Genomic DNA, 20,905 nt, shown 5'->3' with positions numbered 1-20,905 from the left:
CAGCCCCGCTGGCCTCGGCCGGTCAACCGGACTCCGCGGCCGCGGGCCCGGGGAAGCATGAGGCGGACAGCGGCGTTCCCGCCGCGGGTGGCCCGTCCGGTCCGTCCGGTCCGTCCGGCGGGGAACCGCCCCGACCCGGGCCCGGCGGGACCGCCGCGCGGCGCGCGCCGCGGTCCCAGGAGGCCGACGACGCGGCTTTTCTCGACCTCATCGCGCACTTCGACGACGAGCCGGAGACCCGGCGATGGCCGACGGCGGAGGACATCGGCGACACCCGCCGGCCTACCGTGATCATCCTACGTCCGCCGTTCGAGCCCGGCGTCCCGCCCACGCCGGACGACCGGACCGATCCCGGCCTGGACGAGGCGCCGCCCCCGGGGCTGAATCCACCCGGCATCGGCGGCGGGCGCGGCGCCGACCCGGCCGACTTCGTCGTGATCGACCTCGGCGAATCGGCGGGCACGGAGGTGGACGACCCGGACAACGACCACTATGTGCCGCCGCCGGCGCCACCCCTGCCGCGGATCCGGCCGGTGACCCGCTGGGCGCTGGGCTCGATCGCCCTCGGGGTGGTGTTCCTCGTCGTGCCGACCCTGATCGGCTTCAACCAGTCACGCGCGCAGGACGTCACCGGCGTGCTGCTGATCCTCGGTGGGGTCGGCACCCTCGTCGCCCGCATGGGTGACCGACCTCCCACCGATCTCGACGGTCCCGACGACGGCGCGGTGATCTGACCGCGCCGGTCCGGGGCGTGGGCTGCCGCGATGAACCTGCGGCGGCGAACCGGTGGTGCGGCGCCGGTGCGTGGCCGTGTGCCTGGGGCGCGCGCCGCCCCGGCGTCCCCGCGACCCGGTCGTATCCCGGGAACGGTCGCATCCGGGGAACGGCCGCATCCCGGGGAACACCGCAGGGAAAGCAGGGCAGATGCGCGGCATCGGGCCTGAGGACGACGTCGGCGTGGCAGCCGTCGTACTGGCACCGGAGGGAAGGGCGTTGGGCGTGCGTTACCACGAGAAGGTCGAGGTGCACGGACACCTCATGGACACCGGTGTGCTGGCCCGGGTGCTCGACGACGTACTCGACTACGGCGGCGACTACCGGGTGGATCACATCGACCTGGGACGCAGCCACGACGACGAGTCCCACGCGGTCGTCACCGTCGGCGCCGAGACGCCGCGCCGGCTCATGCGCATCCTCATGCGGATCCAGGTGCATGGCGTCAACAAGGTCGAGGCGGGCACGGCGCGCTGCGAGCCCGCGGACCGCGACGGCGCCTTCCCGCCGGACTTCTACTCGACCACCAACCTGGAGACCGTCGTCCATCTCGACGGCCAGTGGGTCCCGGTGGAACACCCCGAGATGGACTGCGGCCTGGTCGTCTCGGCCGGGCGGGTACGCACCGTGCCGGTGACGGACGTCCGGGCCGGCGACATGATCGTCTGCGGGGTGGACGGCGTGAAGGTCGTCCTGCCGGTCACCGACCACTCCAGCCGGCTCTACGCCGAGTACGAGGCGCTCGGCGCGCCGCTGCCGGGCTCCACCCAGCCACAGGCGGTGCTGGTGAAGGCGATCGCCCGCCAGGTCCGCGAGGTCAAGGCCGAGGGCTCCCAGGTGCTGTGGGTGGCCGGGCAGACCGTCGTCAGCACCGGCGCCGCGCCCGCGCTCGTCGCCCTGGTCGAGGCCGGCTACGTCGACGTGCTGTTCACCGGGAACGCGCTGGCGACGCTGGACGTGGAGGCCGCGCTCTACGGCTCCCCGCTCGGCCTCGGGCCGCTGCGCAGCGGCCGGGTGCAGCGCGGCAGCGAGCAGCACATCCGCGCGATCAACGCGATCCGCCGCGAGGGCTCGATCCGGGCCGCGGTGGAGTCCGGTGTCCTCTCCCAGGGGATCATGCACGCGATGGTGAAGGCGAACAAGACCTTCGTGCTCGTCGGCTCGGTGCGCGACGACGGCCCGCTGCCCGACGTCCACACCGACGTGGTCGAGGGGCAGCGGGCGATGCGCGCGGCGCTGCGCGGAGTCGGCTACGCGCTGATGGTCGCCAGCGCCCAGCACTCCGTGGCCACCGGCAACATCCTGCCGGCGTCGATCCCGGTCGCCTGCGTCGACGTCGACCCGACCACGGTTCATGCCCTCACCGAGCGCACCAGCGCGCACGCCGTCGGGGTCGTCGCCGACACGGGCCTGTTCCTGGAGGAGCTCGCCGTCGAGCTGGTGCCGGACTTCCGCCCGGCCCGCCCGGGGCCGGGCGCCTGAGCCGGCGCTCCGCCGGACCCTCAGATCCGGACCCTCAGATCCGGGCGAGGTCGGCGGCGCCGACCAGGCCGGCCTGGGAGCCGAGCTCGGCGATGACCACCTCGGCCGGAGGCCGGTGATCGCGGCCGGGCACCACCTCGGCGAACCGCTCGCGGGCGGGGCCGAGCAGTAGCTCACCGGCGTCGGAGACCCCGCCGCCGATGACGAAGCGGTCCGGGTCGAGCACGGCGGTCAGGTTCGCCATGCCCTCGCCGAGCCAGTGGCCGATCTCGGTCAGGCAACGGATCGCCGCCGGATCGCCCTTGCGGGCCGCCTCGGTGACGTCCGGGCCGGTCAGCCGCTCGGCGTCGCCGCCGCATGCCTCCAGCATCGCCGCCGCCGCGGCCGGGTCCGTCGCGGCGATCTGGCGGGCGACGCGGACCAGCGCCCGGCCGCTGGCGTACTGCTCCCAGCAACCCCGGTTGCCGCAGCCGCACAGGTGGCCGTCGGGCACGACCCGCATGTGGCCGGTCTCCGCCCCGATGCCGAACGCGCCGCGGTAGAGCTCGCCACCGAGGACGATGCCGCTGCCGATGCCGGTGCCCACGGTGAGGCAGACCAGGTCCCGCCGGCCGCGGCCGGCACCGAAACGGTACTCGGCCCAGGCCATCGCGTTGGCGTCGTTCTCGACGACGACGGGCAGCCCGACGCGGCCGCTCACCTCGTCGCGCAGCGGCTCGTCCCGCCAGGCCAGGTTCGGGGCGAACAGGACCCGCGAGCGGTCCGCGTCGATCCAGCCGGCCGCGCCGATGCCGACAGCCCGCACCTCGTAGTCGACGCTGAGCTCCGCGACCACGGCGGCGATGGTGTCCGCGACCTCGGACGCGGAATGACCCGGGGTCGGCCGGCGGACCGCCGCCAGGACGGCGCCGGCGCCGTCGACGACGCCGGCGGCGACCTTCGTCCCACCGACGTCCACGCCGATCGTCAGGCCCTCACTGCGGCGATCGTCGTCGGCCGACGCGTCCGCGGTGGGGGCGAGCGGGAGGGGGCTCTGCCGGGCGTCCGGGCCCGCGGGGCGGGCGGAGGAGGTGTCCGGGGTGCCGTGACGATCCGGGTTACCGGGACGATCCGAGCTGCCGGAAACAATGGTGCTCACGTGACATCGATCCTCTGGACGCGGGGTCTGGGCGCTGTGGCGGAACGGGTGCCCGCGGCGGCCCCCGGCCGCGGGTCCTGGTGGGCTGTGCGTCCCGCGCCCGGGGACGCGGGACGAGGGGCGCCGGACTCGTCGCGGGCGTCACCGGAGCGGGCGTCACCAGAGTAGGCGTCGAGGGCCGCGCGGAAGGCCGCCGCCAGCGACTCCGCCGCGGTCAGCAGGTGGCGGACCACCTCGGGCCGGTCCCCGGTGAACATCGCCAGCAGCCGGCACAGCGGGCACGACGTGCACGGCCGCCCGTGGCCCGGGCAGACCGGTCCCGCGGCTGCCTCCGCCGCGCCGGCGGGAACATCGGCGCCGGTTGGCGCACCGGCGCCGGCCCCAGCACCGCCGGCCCCAGCACCGCCGGCCCCAGCACCGCCGGCCCCAGCACCGCCGGCCCCAGCACTACCGGCGCCGACGACGTCGGCGACGGCGTCCCAGAGGCGGCGGCCACCCGAGTCGGCGCCGGTCAGGCCCCGCAGGGCGTCGACGAGCAGGGCCGCCTCGACCGCGAGCGGCCCGGGCGGCGGTGGCCGCTCCCCCGGGCGCCTGCCGGCGGATCCGCTCGGGCCAGGAGCGCCGGACGGGTTGGGACCGTCGGGAGGCGCGCCGGTCGGGACGGAGGTCATGCCCGCACCCACTGGTCCGGATCGGGCACGAAGGAGACGACCAGGCGGTCGCCGCGCAGCCGGGCGGCGCTGACGTCGCAGCGGCGCAGCGCCGCGGGCAGCGGGACCGCGCGGCGGAACGCCCCGACGGTGACGATCAGATCGTCGCCCAGTCGGGCCAGGTCGATCTGGGATCCGTCGACGAACGGAAGACCGAACGACAGCGCGTAACCGTCGTCGGTGCGTTCGACCCGCGGCGCCTCGCCGGCCCCGGTTGGCGAGGCGCCGAGGACGCCCGCCGGGTCCAGCTCGCCGTAGGTCGCCGCGCCGAAGGCCGCGAGCTCCTCCAGGCCGACCGGCTCGCCCGCACGGTAGCCCACCGGAAGGATCGGGGTCGGCTCGAACGCCCCGGTGATCTCGGCGAGCGCTTCGCGGTGGGCGGCGGCCCAGCCGGCCCGCCAGGCGTCCGCCCCGGCCGGCGAGAAGATCCGGTTGACGATCACACCGTCGAGGGTGAAGCCGTGCAGCGACAGCGCGGTGAGGCTGCTGCGCGCCGCGGCCAGCGCCCCGCTCTCCGGGGTGAGCACCAGCCGGATGCTGGTGGCCGCATGGTCGGTGAGGATCGCCCGCAGGTCCACGGCGGCGCGGTGCACGCGGGAGACGGTGTCGTAGGCGGGTGCGGCGAGGCTCCCCCACCGGCCGCCGAATGCTCCCGCCCACCCGAAGCCGGGCCGCAGCCAGCGGGCGAAGGCCCCGTCGGGCGGCAGCAGCCGCCGGCAGTACCACGACAGCGTCTCCGGGAAGGCGAGCAGCCGCAGCAGGCCGGCGACCGGGCCACCGTCGACGATGACGACGTCGTGGTCGGCGCTGGCCAGGCCGTCGCGCAGTTCGAGCAGGGTCAGCGTCTCGATGGCACCGGGCAGGAAGGCCAGCTCCTCGAGCTCCACCGGATCGACGTCGAAGGACGGCCAGGTGCCGGCCAACACCTCGCGCACCGCCGGCCAGCGCGTGCCGACGGCGCGGCGCAGATCGACCTGCTGGCCGGTGAGCCCGGGTTCGAGGTCGGTCGGGTCGGCTCCGATGGGGTGGTCAAGCGCGCCGGCGAGGCCGGCCGCCGGGTCGACGGACAGGACCAGGGTGCGATGACCCCGTTGCGCGGCAAGGATCGCGGTCGCCGCCGCCACCGTCGTGGTGCCGGCGCCGCCCTTCCCGGTGAAGAGCACACACCGCACGTGCGCTCAGCTCTCCACGTGCTTCTTGAGGTCCTTGAGAGCGGCATCCACGATGCCGCTCTGTACCTTCCGCCGAAGCAACCCCGGAATTTTGATCTTGGTTTCGGCGGTGAGGTCGTAGGTGACCTCGGTGGTGCCGTCGCCGAGGTCGCGCAGGGTGTAGCTGCCGTCCTGCGACGACATCGCCTGCCCCTCGACCATCGACCAGGTGACCTGGACGTCGTCGGACCAGACGTACTCGTTGACGAACTCGTCCTTGACCACGACGGCGTTGATCCGGAAGCGGGCGCGCCGGGGCCGGCCGTCCGGGCCGACGTCGAGCACCTCGGCCTCCTCGATCTGGCCGACCCAGGTCGGGTACGCCGGGATGTCGGCAATCGCCCCCATCACCGCGGCGGGCCTGGCATTGATGACGATGGTCGATCGGGCGTGGTCCGCCATGGGAGAGCAGCACCTCCACATTCGTCAAGCACGTCTGAAGGAGCACGGCGTCGCCGGCTCACCGGCAACCCGGATCTCTCCGGGATCCCGGATCATTCCCCGACCGATCGCCTGAGGCTACCGGAACCTGGGCCACATCTCGCCGAGCGGCTGGCTACCACTCGAGGACGAACGGGGTGCCACGGGCGTTGAAATGACCGACGTTCACGCAACGCGTTCCGTCGATCTCCAGACTGGCGGTGAGGGGCTGGTGAACGTGCCCGAAGAGCACGTAGCGGGGCCGGGTGGCGTGAATGGCCTCGAGGATCGCGACGCTGCCCCGCTCGAAGCGCCGGGCCTGGACGTCATAGACCAGCTCCGGCAGATGCGGGGGAATGTGGCAGCACAGAACGTCGACCTCGCCGACGGCGGCCACCTTCGCGGCGAAGACATCGTCGTCGATCTCGTACGGCGTGTGCATCGGGGTCCGCAGCCCGCCGCCGACGAAGCCGAACCGCCAGCCGCCGATCGTTGTGGTCTGCCCGTCCAACAGGGTGATGCCGTCGCGCAGGTAGTCGGGGTAGAGATGGGGCAGGTCGACGTTGCCGAACGTCAGGTAGGTCGGGGTCGGGAAGGCGGCGAACAGCCGCTCGTACTGCCGGCGGATGGCGGCCTCGACGATCTCGGAGCGGTCGCCGTCGAGGCGCGCCCACAGCGAGCGCGACCACTCCCGCGCCTCGTCGAAGCGCTGCGCGGTGCGCAGCTCCACCATCCGGCCGACGGCCTCGGCGCCGAACAGATCACCCATGATCCCCCGGCTGTGGTCGCGGTAGTCGATGAAAAGGATGAGGTCACCGAGGCAGATGAAGACGTCGGCGCCCTCGGCGGCGGCGGGCAGCGCGTCCGCTCGGCCGTGCACGTCGCTCACCACGTGGACCCGCATACCAGGAAGCTTAGGCGGCGACGAGGAACATCCGGCACGGTCCGGACGGGTCGGTCGGCCGGCGCCGCAGTGCCGTGCGACACCCGCGCGGCGGGCGAGCCTGATCCCGTCGCGACCAGCCACCATCCGTATGCGGACAGGTCGCGCCCCACCGATCGTCGTCCGCACGGTCGCCAGCCTCCGGTCCGCCCGCTAACGTCTGGTGCCCTGAACGGTCATCCGCCGTTCGGCGGCGTCGTCATCCGGCGGGCGCCCGAGGGCATCCGGTAGGACGCACGAGAGCACCTGGTAGGAGTAGCAGTGCGGGAGTACACCTCTGCGCCCCTGGTCACCATCGCGGACAATGCGACGCTGACGGACGCCGTGTTCCGACATGCCGCCGCCCGTCCGGACAAAATTCTCATTCGTCACAAGGTGGCCGAAGAGTTTGTCGGGATGACCACCCGCGAGTTCCACGATCACGTGGTGGCCACCGCCCGGGGACTCGTCGCACGCGGGGTGGAAACCGGCGGCCGGGTGGGGATCCTCAGCCACACGCGGTTCGAGTGGACCGTCGTCGACTACGCCACCTGGGCCGTCGGCGCCGTCTGCGTGCCCATCTACGAGACGTCCAGCCCGAGCCAGATCGAATGGATCCTCCGGGATGCGGGGATCGAACTGCTCGTCGTCGAGAACGCCGAGCTCGCCGCGCGGGTCGAGCAGGTCCGCGGCAAGGCGCCGGCCCTGCGCGACGTGCTCGTCCTCGACGACGGCGCGCTGGCCACCCTCGCCGCCGACGGCACCGGCGTCGACGAGGACCGGTTGGCCGCGGCGCGCGCGTCCCTCGGTGCCGACAGTCTTGCGACGATCATCTACACCTCCGGCACCACGGCGCAGCCGAAGGGCTGCGAGATCACCCACCGGGCGCTGCTGTTCACCGCCGAGTCGTCCATCGCCATGCTGCCGGAGGTGTTCGCGCCGGGCTGCTCCTCGCTGCTGTTCCTGCCGCTGGCCCACGTGTTCGCCCGGATGCTGCAGGTGGGCCTGGTGCAGGGGGCCTTCGAGCTCGCCTACACACCGGACTCGCGCACCCTGTTGCCGGACCTGGCCAAGGTGCGGCCCAGCTTCCTGCTCGCCGTTCCCCGAGTCTTCGAGAAGGTGCACGCCGGCGCGCGGCTCAAGGCGCACAGCGAGGGCAAGGGCCGCATCTTCGACGCCGCCGAGAACACCGCCGTGGCCTACAGCGAAGCCCTCGACCACGGTGGCCCCGGTTTGCTGCTGCGGCTGCGGCACCGGCTGTTCGCCGCGCTGGTGTATGGCAAGCTGCACGCGGCGCTGGGCGGGCGGGCCCGGTTCGCGATCAGCGGCGGGGCACCGCTGGGCCCGCGGCTCGGCCACTTCTTCCGCGGGATCGGCTTCACCGTCGTGGAGGGCTACGGCCTGACGGAGACCTCGGCACCGGCGGCGGCGAACCGCCCACACTCGGTGCGGATGGGCACCGTCGGGCAACCCCTTCCGGGGGTGACGATCCGCATCGCCGACGACGGGGAGATCCTCATCCGAGGCGACCTGCTGTTCCGCGCCTACCACCACAACGAGACCGCGACGAAGGAGGCGCTCGACGCCGAGGGCTTCCTGCACACCGGCGACCTCGGCGCACTCGACGACGACGGCTACCTGCAGATCACCGGCCGGAAGAAGGAACTGCTGGTCACCGCCGGCGGCAAGAACATCGCGCCGGCCCCGCTGGAGCACGTCATCCAGTCCCACCCGCTGGTCAGCCAGGCGATGCTCGTCGGCGACCAGCGCCCGTTCATCGCCGCGCTGGTCACCATCGACCCGGAGGCGTTCGAGCACTGGCGCGACGGCGCCGGCAAGGCTGCCGGGGCGACCGTGGCGGACCTCGCCGAGGACGCCGACCTGCGCGCCGAGATCCAGCAGGCGATCGACGCGGCGAACGCGACGGTGTCGCGCGCCGAGGGCATCAAGAAGTTCGTGATCCTGCCGCAGGACTTCACCGTCGAGACCGGGGAACTGACCCCGAGCCTGAAGGTCCGGCGCTCGCTGGTGATGGACCGCTTCGACAGCGCCGTCGAGGGCCTCTACGCCGGCGCCCGCCGCTCCTGATGCGCTGGGCCGGCGTGGGCTGGGCCGGCGGATCAGCGGGTCAGGCGGGTTGGCCGGCGAGCAGCGAGCGCAGCTCGGCGGCGAGCACGTCCCAGCGCCAGCGCAGCTCGACCCAGGCCCGCCCGGCGGCGCCCATCGACGCGGCCCGGTCCGGATCGGCGAGCAGGTCCCCGACGGCCCGCACCACCTCGCCCAGGTCGGTGCCGTCGACGACGAGGCCGGTGCGCTGGTCGAGCACCGCGTCGGGGGCGCCGCCGCTGCTCCCGGCCACCACCGGCAGGCCGGTGGCCGACGCCTCCAGGTAGACGATCCCGAGCCCCTCCACCTCCAGCCCACCGAGCCGGGACCGGCACGGCATTGCGAACACGTCGCCGGCCGCGTAGTGCGCAGGCAGCTCCTCCCACGGCACCGAACCGGTGAACGTGACGTGCTCGGCCACGCCGTTGTCCCGGGCGAGCCGTTCGAGGCCCGCGCGATGCGAGCCGCCGCCGACGATGAGCAGCGCCGCCTCCGGCACCCGGCGCCGCAGCGCCGGCAGTGCGCGCACGAGCATGTCCTGCCCCTTGCGGGCGACGAGCCGGCTCACGCACACCACCACCCGCCGGCCGGTCAGCCCGTACCGACGGCGGGTCTCCTCCCGCCCGGCGCCCGGGCAGAACAGCGTCGCGTCGACGCCACTGGGCAGGCGGGCGAGCGTCGGATGGGCGCCGAGCGCGGGCCCGATCCTGGTCCGGGTGTAGTCGGTCAGGTAGGTGACGACCTCCGCGGTCGCGCCGATGCGGCGCAGCAGCTGGCGGGCGGCCGGCAGCGCCGCCCAGCCGACCTCGTGCCCGTGGGTGCTCGCCACGACGCGGCGCACCGCCGTGTCCCGGCGCAGCCGCGAGCCCAGCAGCCCGAGCGGGGCGGCGGCGCCGAACCACACCGTGTCGCAGCCCTCCGCTCGCGCGATCTGGCGGGCCCGGCGCAGGACGTCCGGGGTCGGCAGCATCAGCGAGGACCGGTGGCGCACGACCGGGAAGTCCTGCCCGGCGTCGAAGGCCGCGGCGCCCTTCCACGACGGGGCGTACACGACGATCTCGTCGGCCGGCAGCCGCGCCGCGAAGTTGTGCACGTAGGCCTGGATGCCTCCCGGACGCGGCGGAAAGTCGTTGGTGACGGCCAGTACGCGCATCCGCCCATGTTCTCCCACGCCGACCGGCGGCCACCGCCCGGCTCCGGCCCCACGCCCGCCCGCGCCTGCACCATGCGGGCAGCCCCTCAGACCTCGGTGAAGGTGGCGCCCGGACTGGCGAGGCGGCGCCCCCGGGTGGTACGCCCCGGGGTAACAGCCCCACCGCCATGCCCCTGACGACCGCAAACAGCCTCAGCGGCCAGCGCCTCGACACGGCGGGCCGCTCAGCCGGCGCGGCGCGGCGGCCGGGCCGCACCGTGCGCGGCGGTACCGCGGGGCACGCGGTCGAGCACCGAGCCGGCCAGCTCCTCCGGTGGCGGCAGCAGGCCGGCGGCGGCCAGCACGGCGAGCGCGCGGTACTCCTGCGCGTCCCACACCACGCCCCCGCCCTCATCGGCAAACATGACGGTGACCGCGCAGTCGGCGCACCGGGCGCCGCGGCCGACGCAGGAGTCGCAGTCGATCAGCATCGCACTCACCTTCCCGAGGTCCGGCCGGTGACGGCCGGCGGCGGCGGCACAATCCGCGCACCGATATCCCGACGTCATCGACGGTAGGACCCGGGTCCGACAACTTTCGGCGGTCGACTGGACAGCAGGCGGCGGGGCGGCTCAACGACGGGACATCTGGACGGCTGACGACGTGACTGCCGGGCTGCTGAGACGCCGGGATGCCGGGATGCCGGGATGCCGGGATGCCGGGGACCTCAGCGGTCGAGCCGCGCCAGCAGCGCCGCGGACGGCACCGCCCGGGCCCCGGCCGCGGCACTGTTCTCCGCCACCTCCCGGTCGGAGGTGACGACGAACACCGGCCGGCCCTGCGGCTCCATCCGCACCAGCCGGACGATCTCCTCGTCGGCGAGCTGGCCGGGGCGGCTGAACAGCACCCGGACCCCCCGGGGCATGGCGACACCGACCGGGCGGGCGACGACCGCGGTCGCGTCGAAGACCACCGTGACCTCGCTGTCCGGGTTGCGCCCGGCGAGCGCACCGAGCCCGGACAGCAACCGTTCCCGCTGCGCCTGCAGGGTGAGCCGGCCGTAGCCGCGCTTGGTCACGTTGTACCCGTCGATGATCAGATGCACGCCGGGCACGCCGAGCACCTCGTCGATGAGGGTGGGGTCGTCATCGGGCCGCCCGCGGGCCCCGACGAACGCCTGCGGCGCGCTGCTCGGCCCGTCGCCGCCGCGGGCGAGCAGGTCCGCCGGCCGGGCGACCATCGTCGGCAGGTCGAGCTCGCGGCGCACGCCGTGGGCCGAGGCGATGAGCGTGTCGAGCAGGACGCGCATGCGGGCGTCGTCCACACTGCGGGAGTCGCGGGTGTCCCGGCGGGCGGCGGCCAGGGCGCTTTCCAGCTCGGCGACCCGGCCGCGCAGCCGGCGGACCTCGGCCTCGGCGTCGCGGCCGGCGGCGAGCGCCGCGTCGCGCGCCGTCTCGGCCGCGGTCACCGACTCCCGGGCGGCCTCCTCGGCGCGGCGGATCCGATCCGTCGACGCACGCAGTCGCCGCCGGGACTCCTCCGCCTCGGCGCGGGCCGCGGCGAGGCGTTCGCGCAGCTGCCCCAGCTCGCCGGCGGCACTGCGCTGGTTCGCCGCGAGCTGCTCGGTGAGCCGGCGGATCGTCCGCTCGGCCTCGTCGGCCCGGCCGCGGACCTCCGCCTCCGCGGCCGAGGCCGAGGCCAGCTCGACCAGCTCGGGCCAGCGCGAGACGCGCAGCAGGTAGGCCACCGCGGCGACCTTCTCCGGCGGGGCGGCCGGCGGGGGCCCATCGGCGGCCTCGGCGGCCTCGGCCAGCTCCGGCTGGTGCCGGCGGATCCACTCGGCCACCCGGCCGCGGAACACCTCGTTGTCGACCGCGGCGGCCAGCGGGATAGCGCCCGCCTTCGCCCGCCGGGACGCCTTGAACCGGCGCACGGCGACGAGCGACGTTGGCACGTCGGACTCGGACAGATCGGCGAGCGTCTGCGCGGCGAGCTCGATGACGTATTCCCGCACGGGCGCGGGCAGCGGCCCCGTCACAGCCTGCTCCCAGCTGGGGCGGCCGCCGCGGACACGGCCCGGATGGACATTGTCGAGAACCCGGCCGACGCAGCACCGACCACCTCGGCCGCGGCCCGGTGGGAGAGGTCGCCCGGCGCGGTCAGAGTGCCGACCGGGGCGGCCTGCGGACCAGTCCTGGGCAACGCGGGCACAAGCCGCGCGCAGAAATGTCCGTCAGCGTCCGGATGACACGGGAAATTGGACGAGCCGCGTCTGTGACGGCTCGTCCGACCGGCCGGACAGCAAGGCACCTGGGACTCCGGAGCCGACGGGAAGAACGATGACGGTACAGCCTATCGAGAGAGCTCAGAGGGCTCACACGGACCACCGGCGTGGGATCACGGACCGGTGGCCCGCGCCGGGGCGGGCATTGTCTCATGTGATACCCGACTTATGTAGCCTCGCGTGGTGCGTTCCCCAACGCACGATTTATTCCAAACGCGGCCCTGGCTGCGCCGGAGAGGACCATCGTGACCGACCAGAACCCCCCTCACCAGCCCCCCGGCGGTGACGGGAGCCAGGAGACGTGGAAGCAGCCGAGCAATCCCTGGCACCAGCCCGCAGAGACATCGAGCGGCGGCGCGGCGTCGGGCCCGTCTGGCTCGACTCCCCCGCCGGCTCCGTCATGGGGCACCGGTCCGGACCAGTCCGACGAGCAGACCCGGCTCGCCTGGTCCGCCGGCACCACCCCCGCGCCGGGCGGCACCACCCCCGCGCCGGGCGGGACCTCCCCGAGCGGACCGCAGGCCCCCGGGCCCGCTGCCCCCGGGCAGCGGTGGGGAACAGCGGAGCAGTCCTGGCCGCCCCCGCAGCAGCCCGGCGGCGGCTCCGCCGGCTGGGGACAACCCGTCGCCGGGCAGCCTGGAACCGAACAGCAGGGCTGGGGGCAGCCCGGGGTCGGCCAGCAGGCGCCCGACCACCACCAGGGCTGGGGGCAACCCGGTGGGGGACAGCCGGGCGGGGACCAGCAGGGCTGGGGGCAGCCGGGCGGCTGGCCCCAGGGCGGCTACCCACCCGGCGCCACCGGCGCCTACCAGGGTGACGCGGCCTACCAGGGACCGGGCGGCTACCCCGGCGCGCAGGGCCCCTACCAGCAGAGCCCGCCCGGCGGCTGGCAGCAGGCCGGTGGCTGGCAGCAGGGCGCCCCGCCCCCGCCGCAGCGGCGCCGCAACCCGCTGTTCGTGATCGTGCCGCTGGCCGTCGTCGCCGCGATCGTCCTCGGGGTGGTGATCGCCCTTGCGGTAGGGGGTGACGACTCGAACGACATCTCCGCACCGGTACCGGCACCGTCGTTGACCGCGCCCGGACTTCCGGGGACGGGACCGACGGCGGCCGCGCCGAGCGCCACCGCGACGGGGCCGATCGGCGTCTCGAACTGCGTCGCGGTCACCCCGCAGGGTGCGCCGGGGGCCGGCGCGGCGGGCATCGGCGGTTCGGGGACCGTCGTCGGCGAGGCGAACTCCTCGGTCAGCGACTTCGAGGCCCGGGTGACGCTGAACAGCGTCTGCTCGACCGGCGGCCGGGTGACCGAATACGGCGACCCGCCGACCCTGGGCGCCTACTACGTGCTGAACGTGACGGTCGAAGTGAGCCGCGGGGACACGTCCGCCTCCCCGTCGGACTTCTACATCCAGACCCCGGACGGGACGCGGTACGACGGAAGCTACGACAACGTGGAGCCGCGGCTGTCCGCGTCGACGGTGAAGGCCGGCCAGAAGGTTCGCGGCAACGTCGTCATCGACGCGCCGCCCGGGCACGGCCTGCTGAACTGGGAGCCGCTGTTCGCGGTCAGCCCGGCCACGTTCCAGCTCTGAGCCCGGTCCGGACGGCGCCTGGCGTTCGGCGTCAGCCGACGGCGGCGCGGATTCGTTCCGCCACGGCGTCGAGCTCGGCCGAGTCGGGGTTGTGGTCGGCGAGCGCGAAGTCGATCTGCGTCTCGTTCTCGATGGGCAGGAGGTGCACGTGCACGTGCGGCACCTCCAGCCCGGCGACGAGCGCCGCCACCCGCCGGGGCCGCAACGCGGCGTCGATGGCCCGGCCGACCGTCGCGGCGGCGGTCCACAGCGCCGTCTGGACGTCGTCGGGCAGGTCGATCCAGTGGTCGATCTCGGCGCGCGGGACCACCAGCGTGTGGCCCGGCCGGATCGGCGCGATCGTCAGGAACGCCACCGTGTACTCATCGGAGTACACGATGCGCCCGGGAAGCTCGCCGTTGATGATCCGGGTGAAGACGCTCGGCATGGCTCACGACCTTATCGACCACGCCTCTGCGCGGGCCGACCGGCGGGCGTGGCCCGGCGGACGTGGCCCGGCGGACGCGCGGGCACCCGCCGGCGACGACGCCCGACCCGCCGTTGGGACGCCCGTGCGGTCCTCAGTCCGCTGACCGGCAGCCAGATCCCCGGCCGGCAATCGGACCTGTGCCCCGGTCATCAGCCCCCGGACCGGTCATCATACGAAGGGCCGGGCGAAGCCGGCCGGCCCGGCCGTCATCACCCGGAACTCGTTGCCCTCGGGATCTGACAGGACGTACCCGCGCTCCCCGTCGTCGTCGTAACGGCCGACCCGGCGGGCGCCGAGGGTGGACAACCAGCCGATGACCCGCTCGGCGTCGACCGCGTAGAGGTCCAGATGCAGCCGGCTGGGACCACCGCCGCGGCGGGCTCCCGGCCGCAGCAGCAGCTTCGGCCCCGCACCGGCGGGGTGGCGCAGCAATGCCGCTTCGTCGTCGCGCCGGGCCACCTCGTAACCCAGCGCGGCGGACCAGAAGCGCACCATCACGTCCACGTTCGCACAGTCCAGCGCGACTCGCCCCACCCGAATGCCATTCGTTTCAAACCACGCCACCCGCGCATGATTTCGCATTCCAGGCGGGTTGGCCTGCCGAGTGGCCGCCGCGTGTCTCCGGCGTGGCGCCACAAGGAGTTCGGGACAGCCCCGACAGGACCACAATGAGACCCGCACCGGGACCCACCATCCCCTCCGACGCCTCCCGCGCCCGGAGCCCGACGGCCGACCCGTGGCGAAACTGTCGGCGGTGGGGCTTACCGTGACCCCGTGCGCCCAGATCCCGCCCCAGCCGACCGCTCCACCGCCGACGCCGGCATCCTCGCCGGCCTGGCGGGGGCGACCAACCCGGCGGGCGAGGCCGCTCGCCCCCGCGGTGGCCCAGCCGGCGCGGGCGCGGCCGGTGGCCTCCCCGGGCACCGGCAGACCAGCCTGGACGACCTCGGCCGGCCGCTGTCCGACCTGACGTTCGTCGTGGTCGACCTGGAGACGACGGGGACCTCGGTGGCCACCGGTGAGATCACCGAGATCGGCGCGGTGCGGGTGCGCGGCGGCGAGGTGCTCGCGGAGATGTCCACCCTGGTCCGCCCGAGCGTGGGCATCCCGCCGATGGTCTCGGTGATCACCGGGATCACCGATGCCATGGTGGCGACGGCCCCCGCGGAGGCCGAGGTGGTGCCGACGTTCCTGGAGTTCGCCCGCGGCGCCGTGCTGGTCGCCCACAACGCGCCGTTCGACCTCGGCTTCCTGCGTGCGGCGGCGCAGCGCTGCGGCTACCCGCCGCCCGTCTGGGAGCATCTCGACACCCTGCGCATCGCGCGGCGGGTGGTCAGCCGCGACGAGGCCCCCGACTGCCGGCTCGCCTCGCTGGCCCGGCTGTTCCGCAGCTCGACCGAGCCCTGCCACCGCGCGCTGGCCGACGCCCGGGCCACCGTGGACGTGCTGCACGGGCTGTTCGATCGGCTCGGCAACGCCGGCGTGCGCACGCTGGAGGAGCTGCACGAGTACAGCGCCCGGGTCTCGCCGGCCCAGCGCCGCAAGCGGTACCTCGCCGACGGGCTGCCGACCGGGCCCGGCGTCTACATCTTCCGCGACGCCGACGGGCGGGCCCTCTACGTCGGCACCTCGCGCTCGGTCCGATCCCGGGTGCGCACGTACTTCACGGCGAGCGAGCCCCGCACGCGGATGGCCGAGATGGTGGCGCTGGCCGAGCGGGTGGACGCCATCGGCTGCGCGCACGCCCTGGAGGCCGAGGTGCGCGAGCTGCGGCTGATCGCGGAGCACAAGCCGCCGTACAACCGCCGCTCCCGCTTCCCGGAGCGCACCGTCTACCTCAAGCTCACCGACGAGCCGTTCCCCCGGCTGTCCCGGGTGCGCGCCGCCCGCGACGGGGCGACCTACCTCGGTCCGTTCGCCAGCACCCGCGGCGCGGACGACGCCGCCGACGCGCTGCTCGCCGCCGTGCCGCTGCGCCAGTGCGCCGGCCGGCTCTCGCCACGAGCCCGCCGTCCCGCCTGCGCCCTGGCGGACCTGGGCAGGTGCGGGGCGCCCTGCGACGGCCGGGAGGACGTCGCCGCCTACGCCCGCCACGTCGCCGCCGCCCGGGCGGCCATCACCGGCGATCCGGGACCGGTCATCGCCGCGTCGACGCGGCACATCGACCGCCTCGCCGGCGAGCGGCGCTACGAGGACGCGGCCGTCCACCGCGACCGGATGGTGGCTTTCGTCCGCGCCGCCGCCCGCGGTCAGCGGCTGGCCGCGCTGACCCGCGTCCCGCAGCTCGTCGCGGCGGCGCCGACCGCGCAGGCCGGCTGGGACCTGGCCGTGGTCCGTCACGGCCGGCTGGTGTCCGCGGTGAGTGTGGCCCCGGGGGTCGACCCGCGGCCCTGGGTCGACGCCGCGGTCGCCAGCGCCGAGACGGTGCAACCGCAGCCGGGTCCCGCGCCGTGCGCCTCCGTCGAGGAGACCGAGCGGATCGCCCGCTGGCTGGCCGGGTCCGGGGTGCGCCTCGTGCGCATCGACGGCGAGTGGAGCTGGCCCGCTGCGGGCGCCACCCGCGACGCGCTGCGCTACGCCGACGTGCACCGCTCCCCCGACCTGTCGGAGCAGGCGGCCGGCCGGCGCGCCGAGGGCGAGCGCCCCCGCCGCTGAGGGCGGCCGGCGGATCGACCGTGCTCCCGGCTGGTGCGGGCCCCGGCTCGCCCGACGGTCACGCATCTGTGCGGATCATGGGCGCCGGGGGCGACAAAGGCCGCGGGGCCGGTCTGCCGTGACGGCGGACCGGCCCCGCGGCCGGTGTCAGCTCAGCGCTGAGGCGTTGGTGCTGGCCGTCAGTGCTTACCGCCGCCGACCGGTGTGCTCGGGCCGCCGGGGCCGGTCTCCTTCTCCTCGACGAAGAAGCCGCTCACCGCCTTACCGGCGCGGCGGGCGAGACCCTTGCCATGACCGTCCCCGTGGCCGTTCGCCGCCGGCAGCGCGAACCGGTCGGTGGGGACCTGCGGGTGGTCGGGCACCGGGGTCGGCTTCGGCCGGTGGTCCTCCACGAACTCCCCGCTGGGCAGCTGGCGGATGATGCCGGTCTCGATGCCGTGATGCTCGACCTCGGCGTCCTTCGCCTGCAGGTTGAGGCAGATCTTCTTGGTGATCGCGTAGGCGATCGGCGGGACGATGATCAGACCGATGCGGCCGGCCCACGTCATCGCGTTCAGCGAGATGCTGAACGTCTTCGCGATGACGTCGTTACCACCCGAGATCAACAGAACCAGGTAGAAGCTGATCGACATCGCGCCGAGCGCGGTCCTGGTCGGCGCCTCCCGGGGCCGCTGGAGCAGGTTGTACGACTTGGTGTCGCCGGTGAACCTGGCTTCCAGGAACGGGTAGAGCGCCAGCAGCGTGAACAGGATGCCGGGCAGGACCGCCGTCGGCCAGAACACGGCCGGGACGGTATGGCCGAGTCCGCGGAACTCCCACGGTGGCATCAGTCGGGTCGAGCCGTCGAGGAAGCCGATGTACCAGTCGGGCTGGGACGCCGAGGAGACGTTCGCCGGGTCGTACGGACCGAACATCCAGATCGGGTTGATCTGCGCGAGGCCGCCGAGCAGGGCGAGCAGGGCGAAGACCATCATGAAGAAGCCGCCGGACTTCACCGCGAACACCGGGAACACCCGGTGGCCGACGACGTTGTGCTCGGTCTTGCCCGGGCCGGGGAAGTCGGTGTGCTTCTGGTGCCACAGGATGCCCATGTGCGCGCCGATGAGGGCGAGCAGCACGCCGGGCACCAGCAGGATGTGGATCACGTAGAGCCGGGGCAGGAAGTTCTCGCCCGGGAACTCGCCGTTGAACACCAGGAACGACGCCCACGTCCCAATGATCGGGATGGACTGGGCGATCGAGGCGGCGATCCGCAGACCGGTGCCGGAGAGCAGGTCGTCCGGCAGTGAGTAGCCGGCGAAGCCCTCGAGGATGGCGAGGATCAGCAGGCCGACACCGATCAGCCAGTTGGTCTCGCGCGGCTTGCGGAAGGCGCCGGTGAAGAACACCCGGAACAGGTGGACGACGATCGACGCGACGAAGACCAGCGCGGCCCAGTGGTGGATCTGGCGGAACACCAGTCCGGCCCGGGTGTCGAAGCTGATGTCCAGCGTCGAGGCGTACGCCCGGCTCATCTCCACGCCCTTGAGGGGGACGTAGGAGCCGTCGTAGATGACCTCCGTGTTCGACGGGTCGAAGAACAGCGTGAGGTAGATGCCCGTCAGCAGCAGGACGATGAAGCTGTAGAGCGCGATCTCCCCGATCATGAACGACCAGTGGTCGGGGAACACCTTGTTCAGGTTGCGCCGCAGTCCGGCCTGGGTGCCGAACCGCTCGTCGATGGCACGGTTGGCCTTGCGGACCGGGGTCGGCCGCTTGACGAACTCCGGTGGGGATGCGGTTGTCATGAGCGCTCCCAGAAGGCGGCACCGACAGGCTCGTCGTAGTCACCGTTGCGGGCGTAGAGGAATCCGTCGTCGTCCGCGGTGATGGCCAGCTGCGGCAGCGACCGGCTGGCCGGACCGAAGATCGCCCGGCAGCCGTCCAGCACGTCGAAGACCGACTGGTGGCAGGGGCAGAGCAGGTGGTGGGTCTGCTGCTCGTACAGGCTCACCGGGCAACCGGCGTGCGAGCAGATCTTGGAGTAGGCGACGTGGCCATCGATGGACCAGTTCTCCCGCCCCTTGCGCGGCCGGTCGACACCCGGTGGCAGCCGGATGAGGATCGTGGTGCTGTCCGCCTTGGCGTGCAGGTCCATCTTCGGCTTGTAGGTGGTCGTGCCGTCCGACTCGGTCACCGGGATGGCCGGGAAGACGGTCTCGATGCCGCCGATGGAGATGTCGCCGAGCTTGACCAGGCGGCCGTCCTCGGTGACCAGGCGCGCGCCCTTCACCCAGGAGGTGTGGTCGAGCTTCTTGCCCGGCTTGGAGTTGGTGAGGTTGAGCAGCGGCACCACGATCAGCCCGCCGAGCACGGTGCCGGCGCCCAGCAGGGTGCGGCGCAGCAGCGGGAAGCGGGCGAGACCGGTGTCGGCGAAGCCGGCGGCGATCTCCGCCTCGGTGACCGCGATGTCCTCCTTGCTGGAGGTGAACTCGTGGCGCTCCTGGACGGCCTGCTCGTGCGGCATCAGCCGCTTGGCCCAGAGGATCATGCCGATGCCGAGGCCGCCGACGGCCAGGCCGAGCGCCGAGCCGAGGCTCGGCGTGTAGTACGCCTTGTGCTTGTCACCGACGAAGTTCGTGATGACGAAGCCGACGGTGCCGACCACCGAGATCAGGAACCAGAAGGCGATCAGCCGCTCCGCCCGCCGCTCGGCGCGGCGGTCGACGTCCTCGGCCCGCGGCGGGCGGACGGTGACCCCGCCACCGCCGCCGGCCCGCTCCCCGTAGGTCGGCTGCGCCACCCCGGCGTCGCCGGCCCGAATCACCGTGGTCTCGGGATCGCGGGTGGAGTCCGTCTGGTGCGGCGGGGTGCCCAGGGCCTCCGGGCCGTCGGAGGTACCGGCCGGGACGTCGGGACCCCCGGCCGAGATCCCCGACCCCCCGGCGGGGGCGCCTGAGGTGTCGACCGGGTGCTTGGCCCGCTTGAAGATGCTGCTCATCGAATCCTGGTCCGACTTGTCGGCCGGCTCACCCTGGTAGCCCGCGTAGTGCACGCGTTCCTGGGCGGAGTCGCCCGGCTGGTCCCCTCCGCCCGAGCCCGCCGGTCCCGGCGTCCCCGGGCCCGTCTGGTCACTCATACCTTCTGCCTCGCTCCGATCCACAGGCACACGACGAGCAGGCCACCAATGCCTACCAGCATGGCCAGCAACCCTTCCGGCACCGGACCGTACTTGCCGAGGCTGAAGCCACCGGGGCTCGCGCTCTCGTTCAGGTGCTTGACGTAGGCCGCCACCGCGACGGCGTCCTCTTCGTTGAGCTGACGGTCACCGAACACCGGCATGGATTCCGGCCCCGTACGCATGGCCTCGATGATCTGCACCGGGGTGGACTCGCTCAGCGAGGGCGCGAACTTGCCGTAGGTCAGCGGAGCGCCCTGGGCGACGGCCTGGTGGCACTGCGCGCAGTTGGCACGGTAGAGCTCGCCGCCGTGGGACAGGTCGGCGTCGCTGATCGCCTCGTCGCTGACCTTGGGCACCTCCGGGCCGCCGCCGAGGCTGGCGATGTACGCGGCGAGCTGGTCGATCTGCGTCGCCGAGTAGATCGGCGGCTTGCGGTCGGCCTGCGCGGCCGGGGCGGCCAGCGGCATGCGCCCGGTCGAGACCTGGAAGTCCACCGCGGCCGCGCCGACGCCGATGAGGCTGGGGGCGTCTTTCGCGCCCTGCGCGCCCAGTCCGTGGCAGCTGGAGCAGCCCTGCAGGTACAGGGCGCGGCCCTGCCGGACCGCCTCGTTGGCGTCCGCCGTCTGCGCGGCGTTGCCACCGGGCGCCAGCACCGTCCACAGCACCCCGGTGGCCAGCAGGCCGAGCGCGAGGACGAGGGCGGAGGATCTCCGGCGCCGGCGCGCGGCGGGACCACGCTTGCGCGCGGACCGCTTCGTGGCGGCGGCCGGCGTCGCGACCGCGCTCGGCGCGGGGTCCGACGGCGTGTCCGACGGCGTGTCCGACGGTGTGCCCGAGGTTTCAGTCATGTCGC

The 20,905-nt window shown here is 73.9% G+C and carries 18 protein-coding genes; 5 read left to right on the top strand and 13 right to left on the bottom strand.

Annotated features, from left to right (window positions below; genetic code table 11):
* Positions 1–734, top strand: a 734-nt coding sequence (locus tag FRAQA3DRAFT_RS36430) for a hypothetical protein (RefSeq protein WP_009742921.1), incomplete at its 5' end; no start/stop codon positions are given.
* A gap of 265 nt (positions 735–999) precedes the next feature.
* Positions 1,000–2,256: a hypothetical protein gene (locus FRAQA3DRAFT_RS30545; RefSeq protein WP_035923842.1), complete on the top strand. Its 1,257-nt coding sequence runs from the start codon at positions 1,000–1,002 to the stop codon at positions 2,254–2,256.
* Between the two features lie 34 nt (positions 2,257–2,290).
* Here FRAQA3DRAFT_RS30545 and FRAQA3DRAFT_RS30540 read toward each other — a convergent pair whose 3' ends face one another.
* The 5 genes from FRAQA3DRAFT_RS30540 to FRAQA3DRAFT_RS30520 form a co-directional block, all read right to left on the bottom strand.
* On the bottom strand, positions 2,291–3,394 hold the full coding sequence (locus FRAQA3DRAFT_RS30540) for an ROK family glucokinase (protein ID WP_009742919.1): 1,104 nt from the start codon (positions 3,392–3,394) through the stop codon (positions 2,291–2,293).
* A complete protein-coding gene (locus FRAQA3DRAFT_RS35580) occupies positions 3,391–4,065 on the bottom strand; it encodes a hypothetical protein (RefSeq protein ID WP_009742918.1) in 675 nt (224 codons plus the stop codon). The genes FRAQA3DRAFT_RS30540 and FRAQA3DRAFT_RS35580 overlap by 4 nt, the downstream gene beginning before the upstream one ends.
* Positions 4,062–5,276, bottom strand: coding sequence for an ArsA family ATPase (locus FRAQA3DRAFT_RS30530; RefSeq protein ID WP_009742917.1), 1,215 nt, complete (start codon positions 5,274–5,276; stop codon positions 4,062–4,064). The genes FRAQA3DRAFT_RS35580 and FRAQA3DRAFT_RS30530 overlap by 4 nt, the downstream gene beginning before the upstream one ends.
* Positions 5,277–5,282: 6 nt before the next feature.
* Positions 5,283–5,717, bottom strand: coding sequence for an SRPBCC family protein (locus FRAQA3DRAFT_RS30525; protein WP_009742916.1), 435 nt, complete (start codon positions 5,715–5,717; stop codon positions 5,283–5,285).
* A gap of 154 nt (positions 5,718–5,871) precedes the next feature.
* Complete coding sequence (locus FRAQA3DRAFT_RS30520; protein ID WP_009742915.1) at positions 5,872–6,639, bottom strand: metallophosphoesterase; 768 nt, start codon at positions 6,637–6,639, stop codon at positions 5,872–5,874.
* Positions 6,640–6,939: 300 nt separating this feature from the next.
* Between FRAQA3DRAFT_RS30520 and FRAQA3DRAFT_RS30515 the strand changes: the two genes are divergently transcribed.
* Positions 6,940–8,745 (top strand): long-chain fatty acid--CoA ligase, encoded by a 1,806-nt coding sequence (locus tag FRAQA3DRAFT_RS30515; protein WP_009742914.1) that lies wholly within the window; start codon positions 6,940–6,942, stop codon positions 8,743–8,745.
* Between the two features lie 40 nt (positions 8,746–8,785).
* On the opposite strand, the gene FRAQA3DRAFT_RS30510 is transcribed toward FRAQA3DRAFT_RS30515, so the two are convergent.
* The 3 genes from FRAQA3DRAFT_RS30510 to FRAQA3DRAFT_RS30500 all read right to left on the bottom strand — a co-directional run bounded on the left by FRAQA3DRAFT_RS30510 (position 8,786) and on the right by FRAQA3DRAFT_RS30500 (position 11,933).
* Positions 8,786–9,916: a glycosyltransferase family 4 protein gene (locus tag FRAQA3DRAFT_RS30510; RefSeq protein WP_009742913.1), complete on the bottom strand. Its 1,131-nt coding sequence runs from the start codon at positions 9,914–9,916 to the stop codon at positions 8,786–8,788.
* Positions 9,917–10,140: 224 nt separating this feature from the next.
* Complete coding sequence (locus FRAQA3DRAFT_RS30505) at positions 10,141–10,386, bottom strand: hypothetical protein (protein ID WP_009742912.1); 246 nt, start codon at positions 10,384–10,386, stop codon at positions 10,141–10,143.
* A gap of 236 nt (positions 10,387–10,622) precedes the next feature.
* The gene (locus FRAQA3DRAFT_RS30500; protein ID WP_009742911.1) at positions 10,623–11,933 is read right to left on the bottom strand and encodes an NYN domain-containing protein; all 1,311 of its coding nucleotides are present in this window, start codon (positions 11,931–11,933) and stop codon (positions 10,623–10,625) included.
* A gap of 491 nt (positions 11,934–12,424) precedes the next feature.
* Between FRAQA3DRAFT_RS30500 and FRAQA3DRAFT_RS30495 the strand changes: the two genes are divergently transcribed.
* On the top strand, positions 12,425–13,768 hold the full coding sequence (locus tag FRAQA3DRAFT_RS30495) for a DUF4352 domain-containing protein (protein WP_009742910.1): 1,344 nt from the start codon (positions 12,425–12,427) through the stop codon (positions 13,766–13,768).
* Between the two features lie 31 nt (positions 13,769–13,799).
* Here FRAQA3DRAFT_RS30495 and FRAQA3DRAFT_RS30490 read toward each other — a convergent pair whose 3' ends face one another.
* Positions 13,800–14,195 (bottom strand): HIT family protein, encoded by a 396-nt coding sequence (locus tag FRAQA3DRAFT_RS30490; RefSeq protein WP_009742909.1) that lies wholly within the window; start codon positions 14,193–14,195, stop codon positions 13,800–13,802.
* 210 nt (positions 14,196–14,405) lie between these two features.
* The gene (locus FRAQA3DRAFT_RS30485; protein WP_009742908.1) at positions 14,406–14,819 is read right to left on the bottom strand and encodes a VOC family protein; all 414 of its coding nucleotides are present in this window, start codon (positions 14,817–14,819) and stop codon (positions 14,406–14,408) included.
* Positions 14,820–15,011: 192 nt separating this feature from the next.
* On the opposite strand from FRAQA3DRAFT_RS30485, the gene FRAQA3DRAFT_RS30480 reads away from it, so the two are divergent.
* Positions 15,012–16,892, top strand: a complete 1,881-nt coding sequence (locus FRAQA3DRAFT_RS30480) for a DEDD exonuclease domain-containing protein (protein WP_009742907.1) — start codon at positions 15,012–15,014, stop codon at positions 16,890–16,892.
* 179 nt (positions 16,893–17,071) lie between these two features.
* Here FRAQA3DRAFT_RS30480 and FRAQA3DRAFT_RS30475 read toward each other — a convergent pair whose 3' ends face one another.
* From FRAQA3DRAFT_RS30475 to FRAQA3DRAFT_RS30465, 3 genes are read right to left on the bottom strand one after another with little or no spacing between them, the layout of a single operon-like run.
* A complete protein-coding gene (locus tag FRAQA3DRAFT_RS30475; RefSeq protein ID WP_009742906.1) occupies positions 17,072–18,679 on the bottom strand; it encodes a ubiquinol-cytochrome c reductase cytochrome b subunit in 1,608 nt (535 codons plus the stop codon).
* Positions 18,676–20,010 (bottom strand): ubiquinol-cytochrome c reductase iron-sulfur subunit, encoded by a 1,335-nt coding sequence (locus FRAQA3DRAFT_RS30470; RefSeq protein WP_009742905.1) that lies wholly within the window; start codon positions 20,008–20,010, stop codon positions 18,676–18,678. Before FRAQA3DRAFT_RS30470 ends, FRAQA3DRAFT_RS30475 begins: the two co-directional genes overlap by 4 nt.
* Entirely contained in the window at positions 20,007–20,900 is an 894-nt protein-coding gene (locus FRAQA3DRAFT_RS30465; protein WP_009742904.1) for a c-type cytochrome, read from the bottom strand. The genes FRAQA3DRAFT_RS30470 and FRAQA3DRAFT_RS30465 overlap by 4 nt, the downstream gene beginning before the upstream one ends.
* Between the last annotated feature and the right edge of the window lie 5 nt (positions 20,901–20,905).

The sequence above is a fragment of the Frankia sp. QA3 genome (assembly GCF_000262465.1).
Classification (GTDB): domain Bacteria; phylum Actinomycetota; class Actinomycetes; order Frankiales; family Frankiaceae; genus Frankia.
The sequence above is the reverse complement of the archived record's forward strand: the minus strand, read 5'-3'. Positions and strand labels throughout refer to the sequence as shown.

Coding starts and splice junctions, on each gene's coding strand:
- FRAQA3DRAFT_RS35580 (WP_009742918.1), bottom strand. CDS start 4,065: ATGACCTCCGTCCCGACCGGCGCGCCTCCCGACGGTCCCAACCCGTCC.
- FRAQA3DRAFT_RS30525 (WP_009742916.1), bottom strand. CDS start 5,717: ATGGCGGACCACGCCCGATCGACCATCGTCATCAATGCCAGGCCCGCC.
- FRAQA3DRAFT_RS30520 (WP_009742915.1), bottom strand. CDS start 6,639: ATGCGGGTCCACGTGGTGAGCGACGTGCACGGCCGAGCGGACGCGCTG.
- FRAQA3DRAFT_RS30510 (WP_009742913.1), bottom strand. CDS start 9,916: ATGCGCGTACTGGCCGTCACCAACGACTTTCCGCCGCGTCCGGGAGGC.
- FRAQA3DRAFT_RS30505 (WP_009742912.1), bottom strand. CDS start 10,386: ATGCTGATCGACTGCGACTCCTGCGTCGGCCGCGGCGCCCGGTGCGCC.
- FRAQA3DRAFT_RS30490 (WP_009742909.1), bottom strand. CDS start 14,195: ATGCCGAGCGTCTTCACCCGGATCATCAACGGCGAGCTTCCCGGGCGC.
- FRAQA3DRAFT_RS30485 (WP_009742908.1), bottom strand. CDS start 14,819: ATGCGAAATCATGCGCGGGTGGCGTGGTTTGAAACGAATGGCATTCGG.
- FRAQA3DRAFT_RS30475 (WP_009742906.1), bottom strand. CDS start 18,679: ATGACAACCGCATCCCCACCGGAGTTCGTCAAGCGGCCGACCCCGGTC.
- FRAQA3DRAFT_RS30470 (WP_009742905.1), bottom strand. CDS start 20,010: ATGAGTGACCAGACGGGCCCGGGGACGCCGGGACCGGCGGGCTCGGGC.
- FRAQA3DRAFT_RS30465 (WP_009742904.1), bottom strand. CDS start 20,900: ATGACTGAAACCTCGGGCACACCGTCGGACACGCCGTCGGACACGCCG.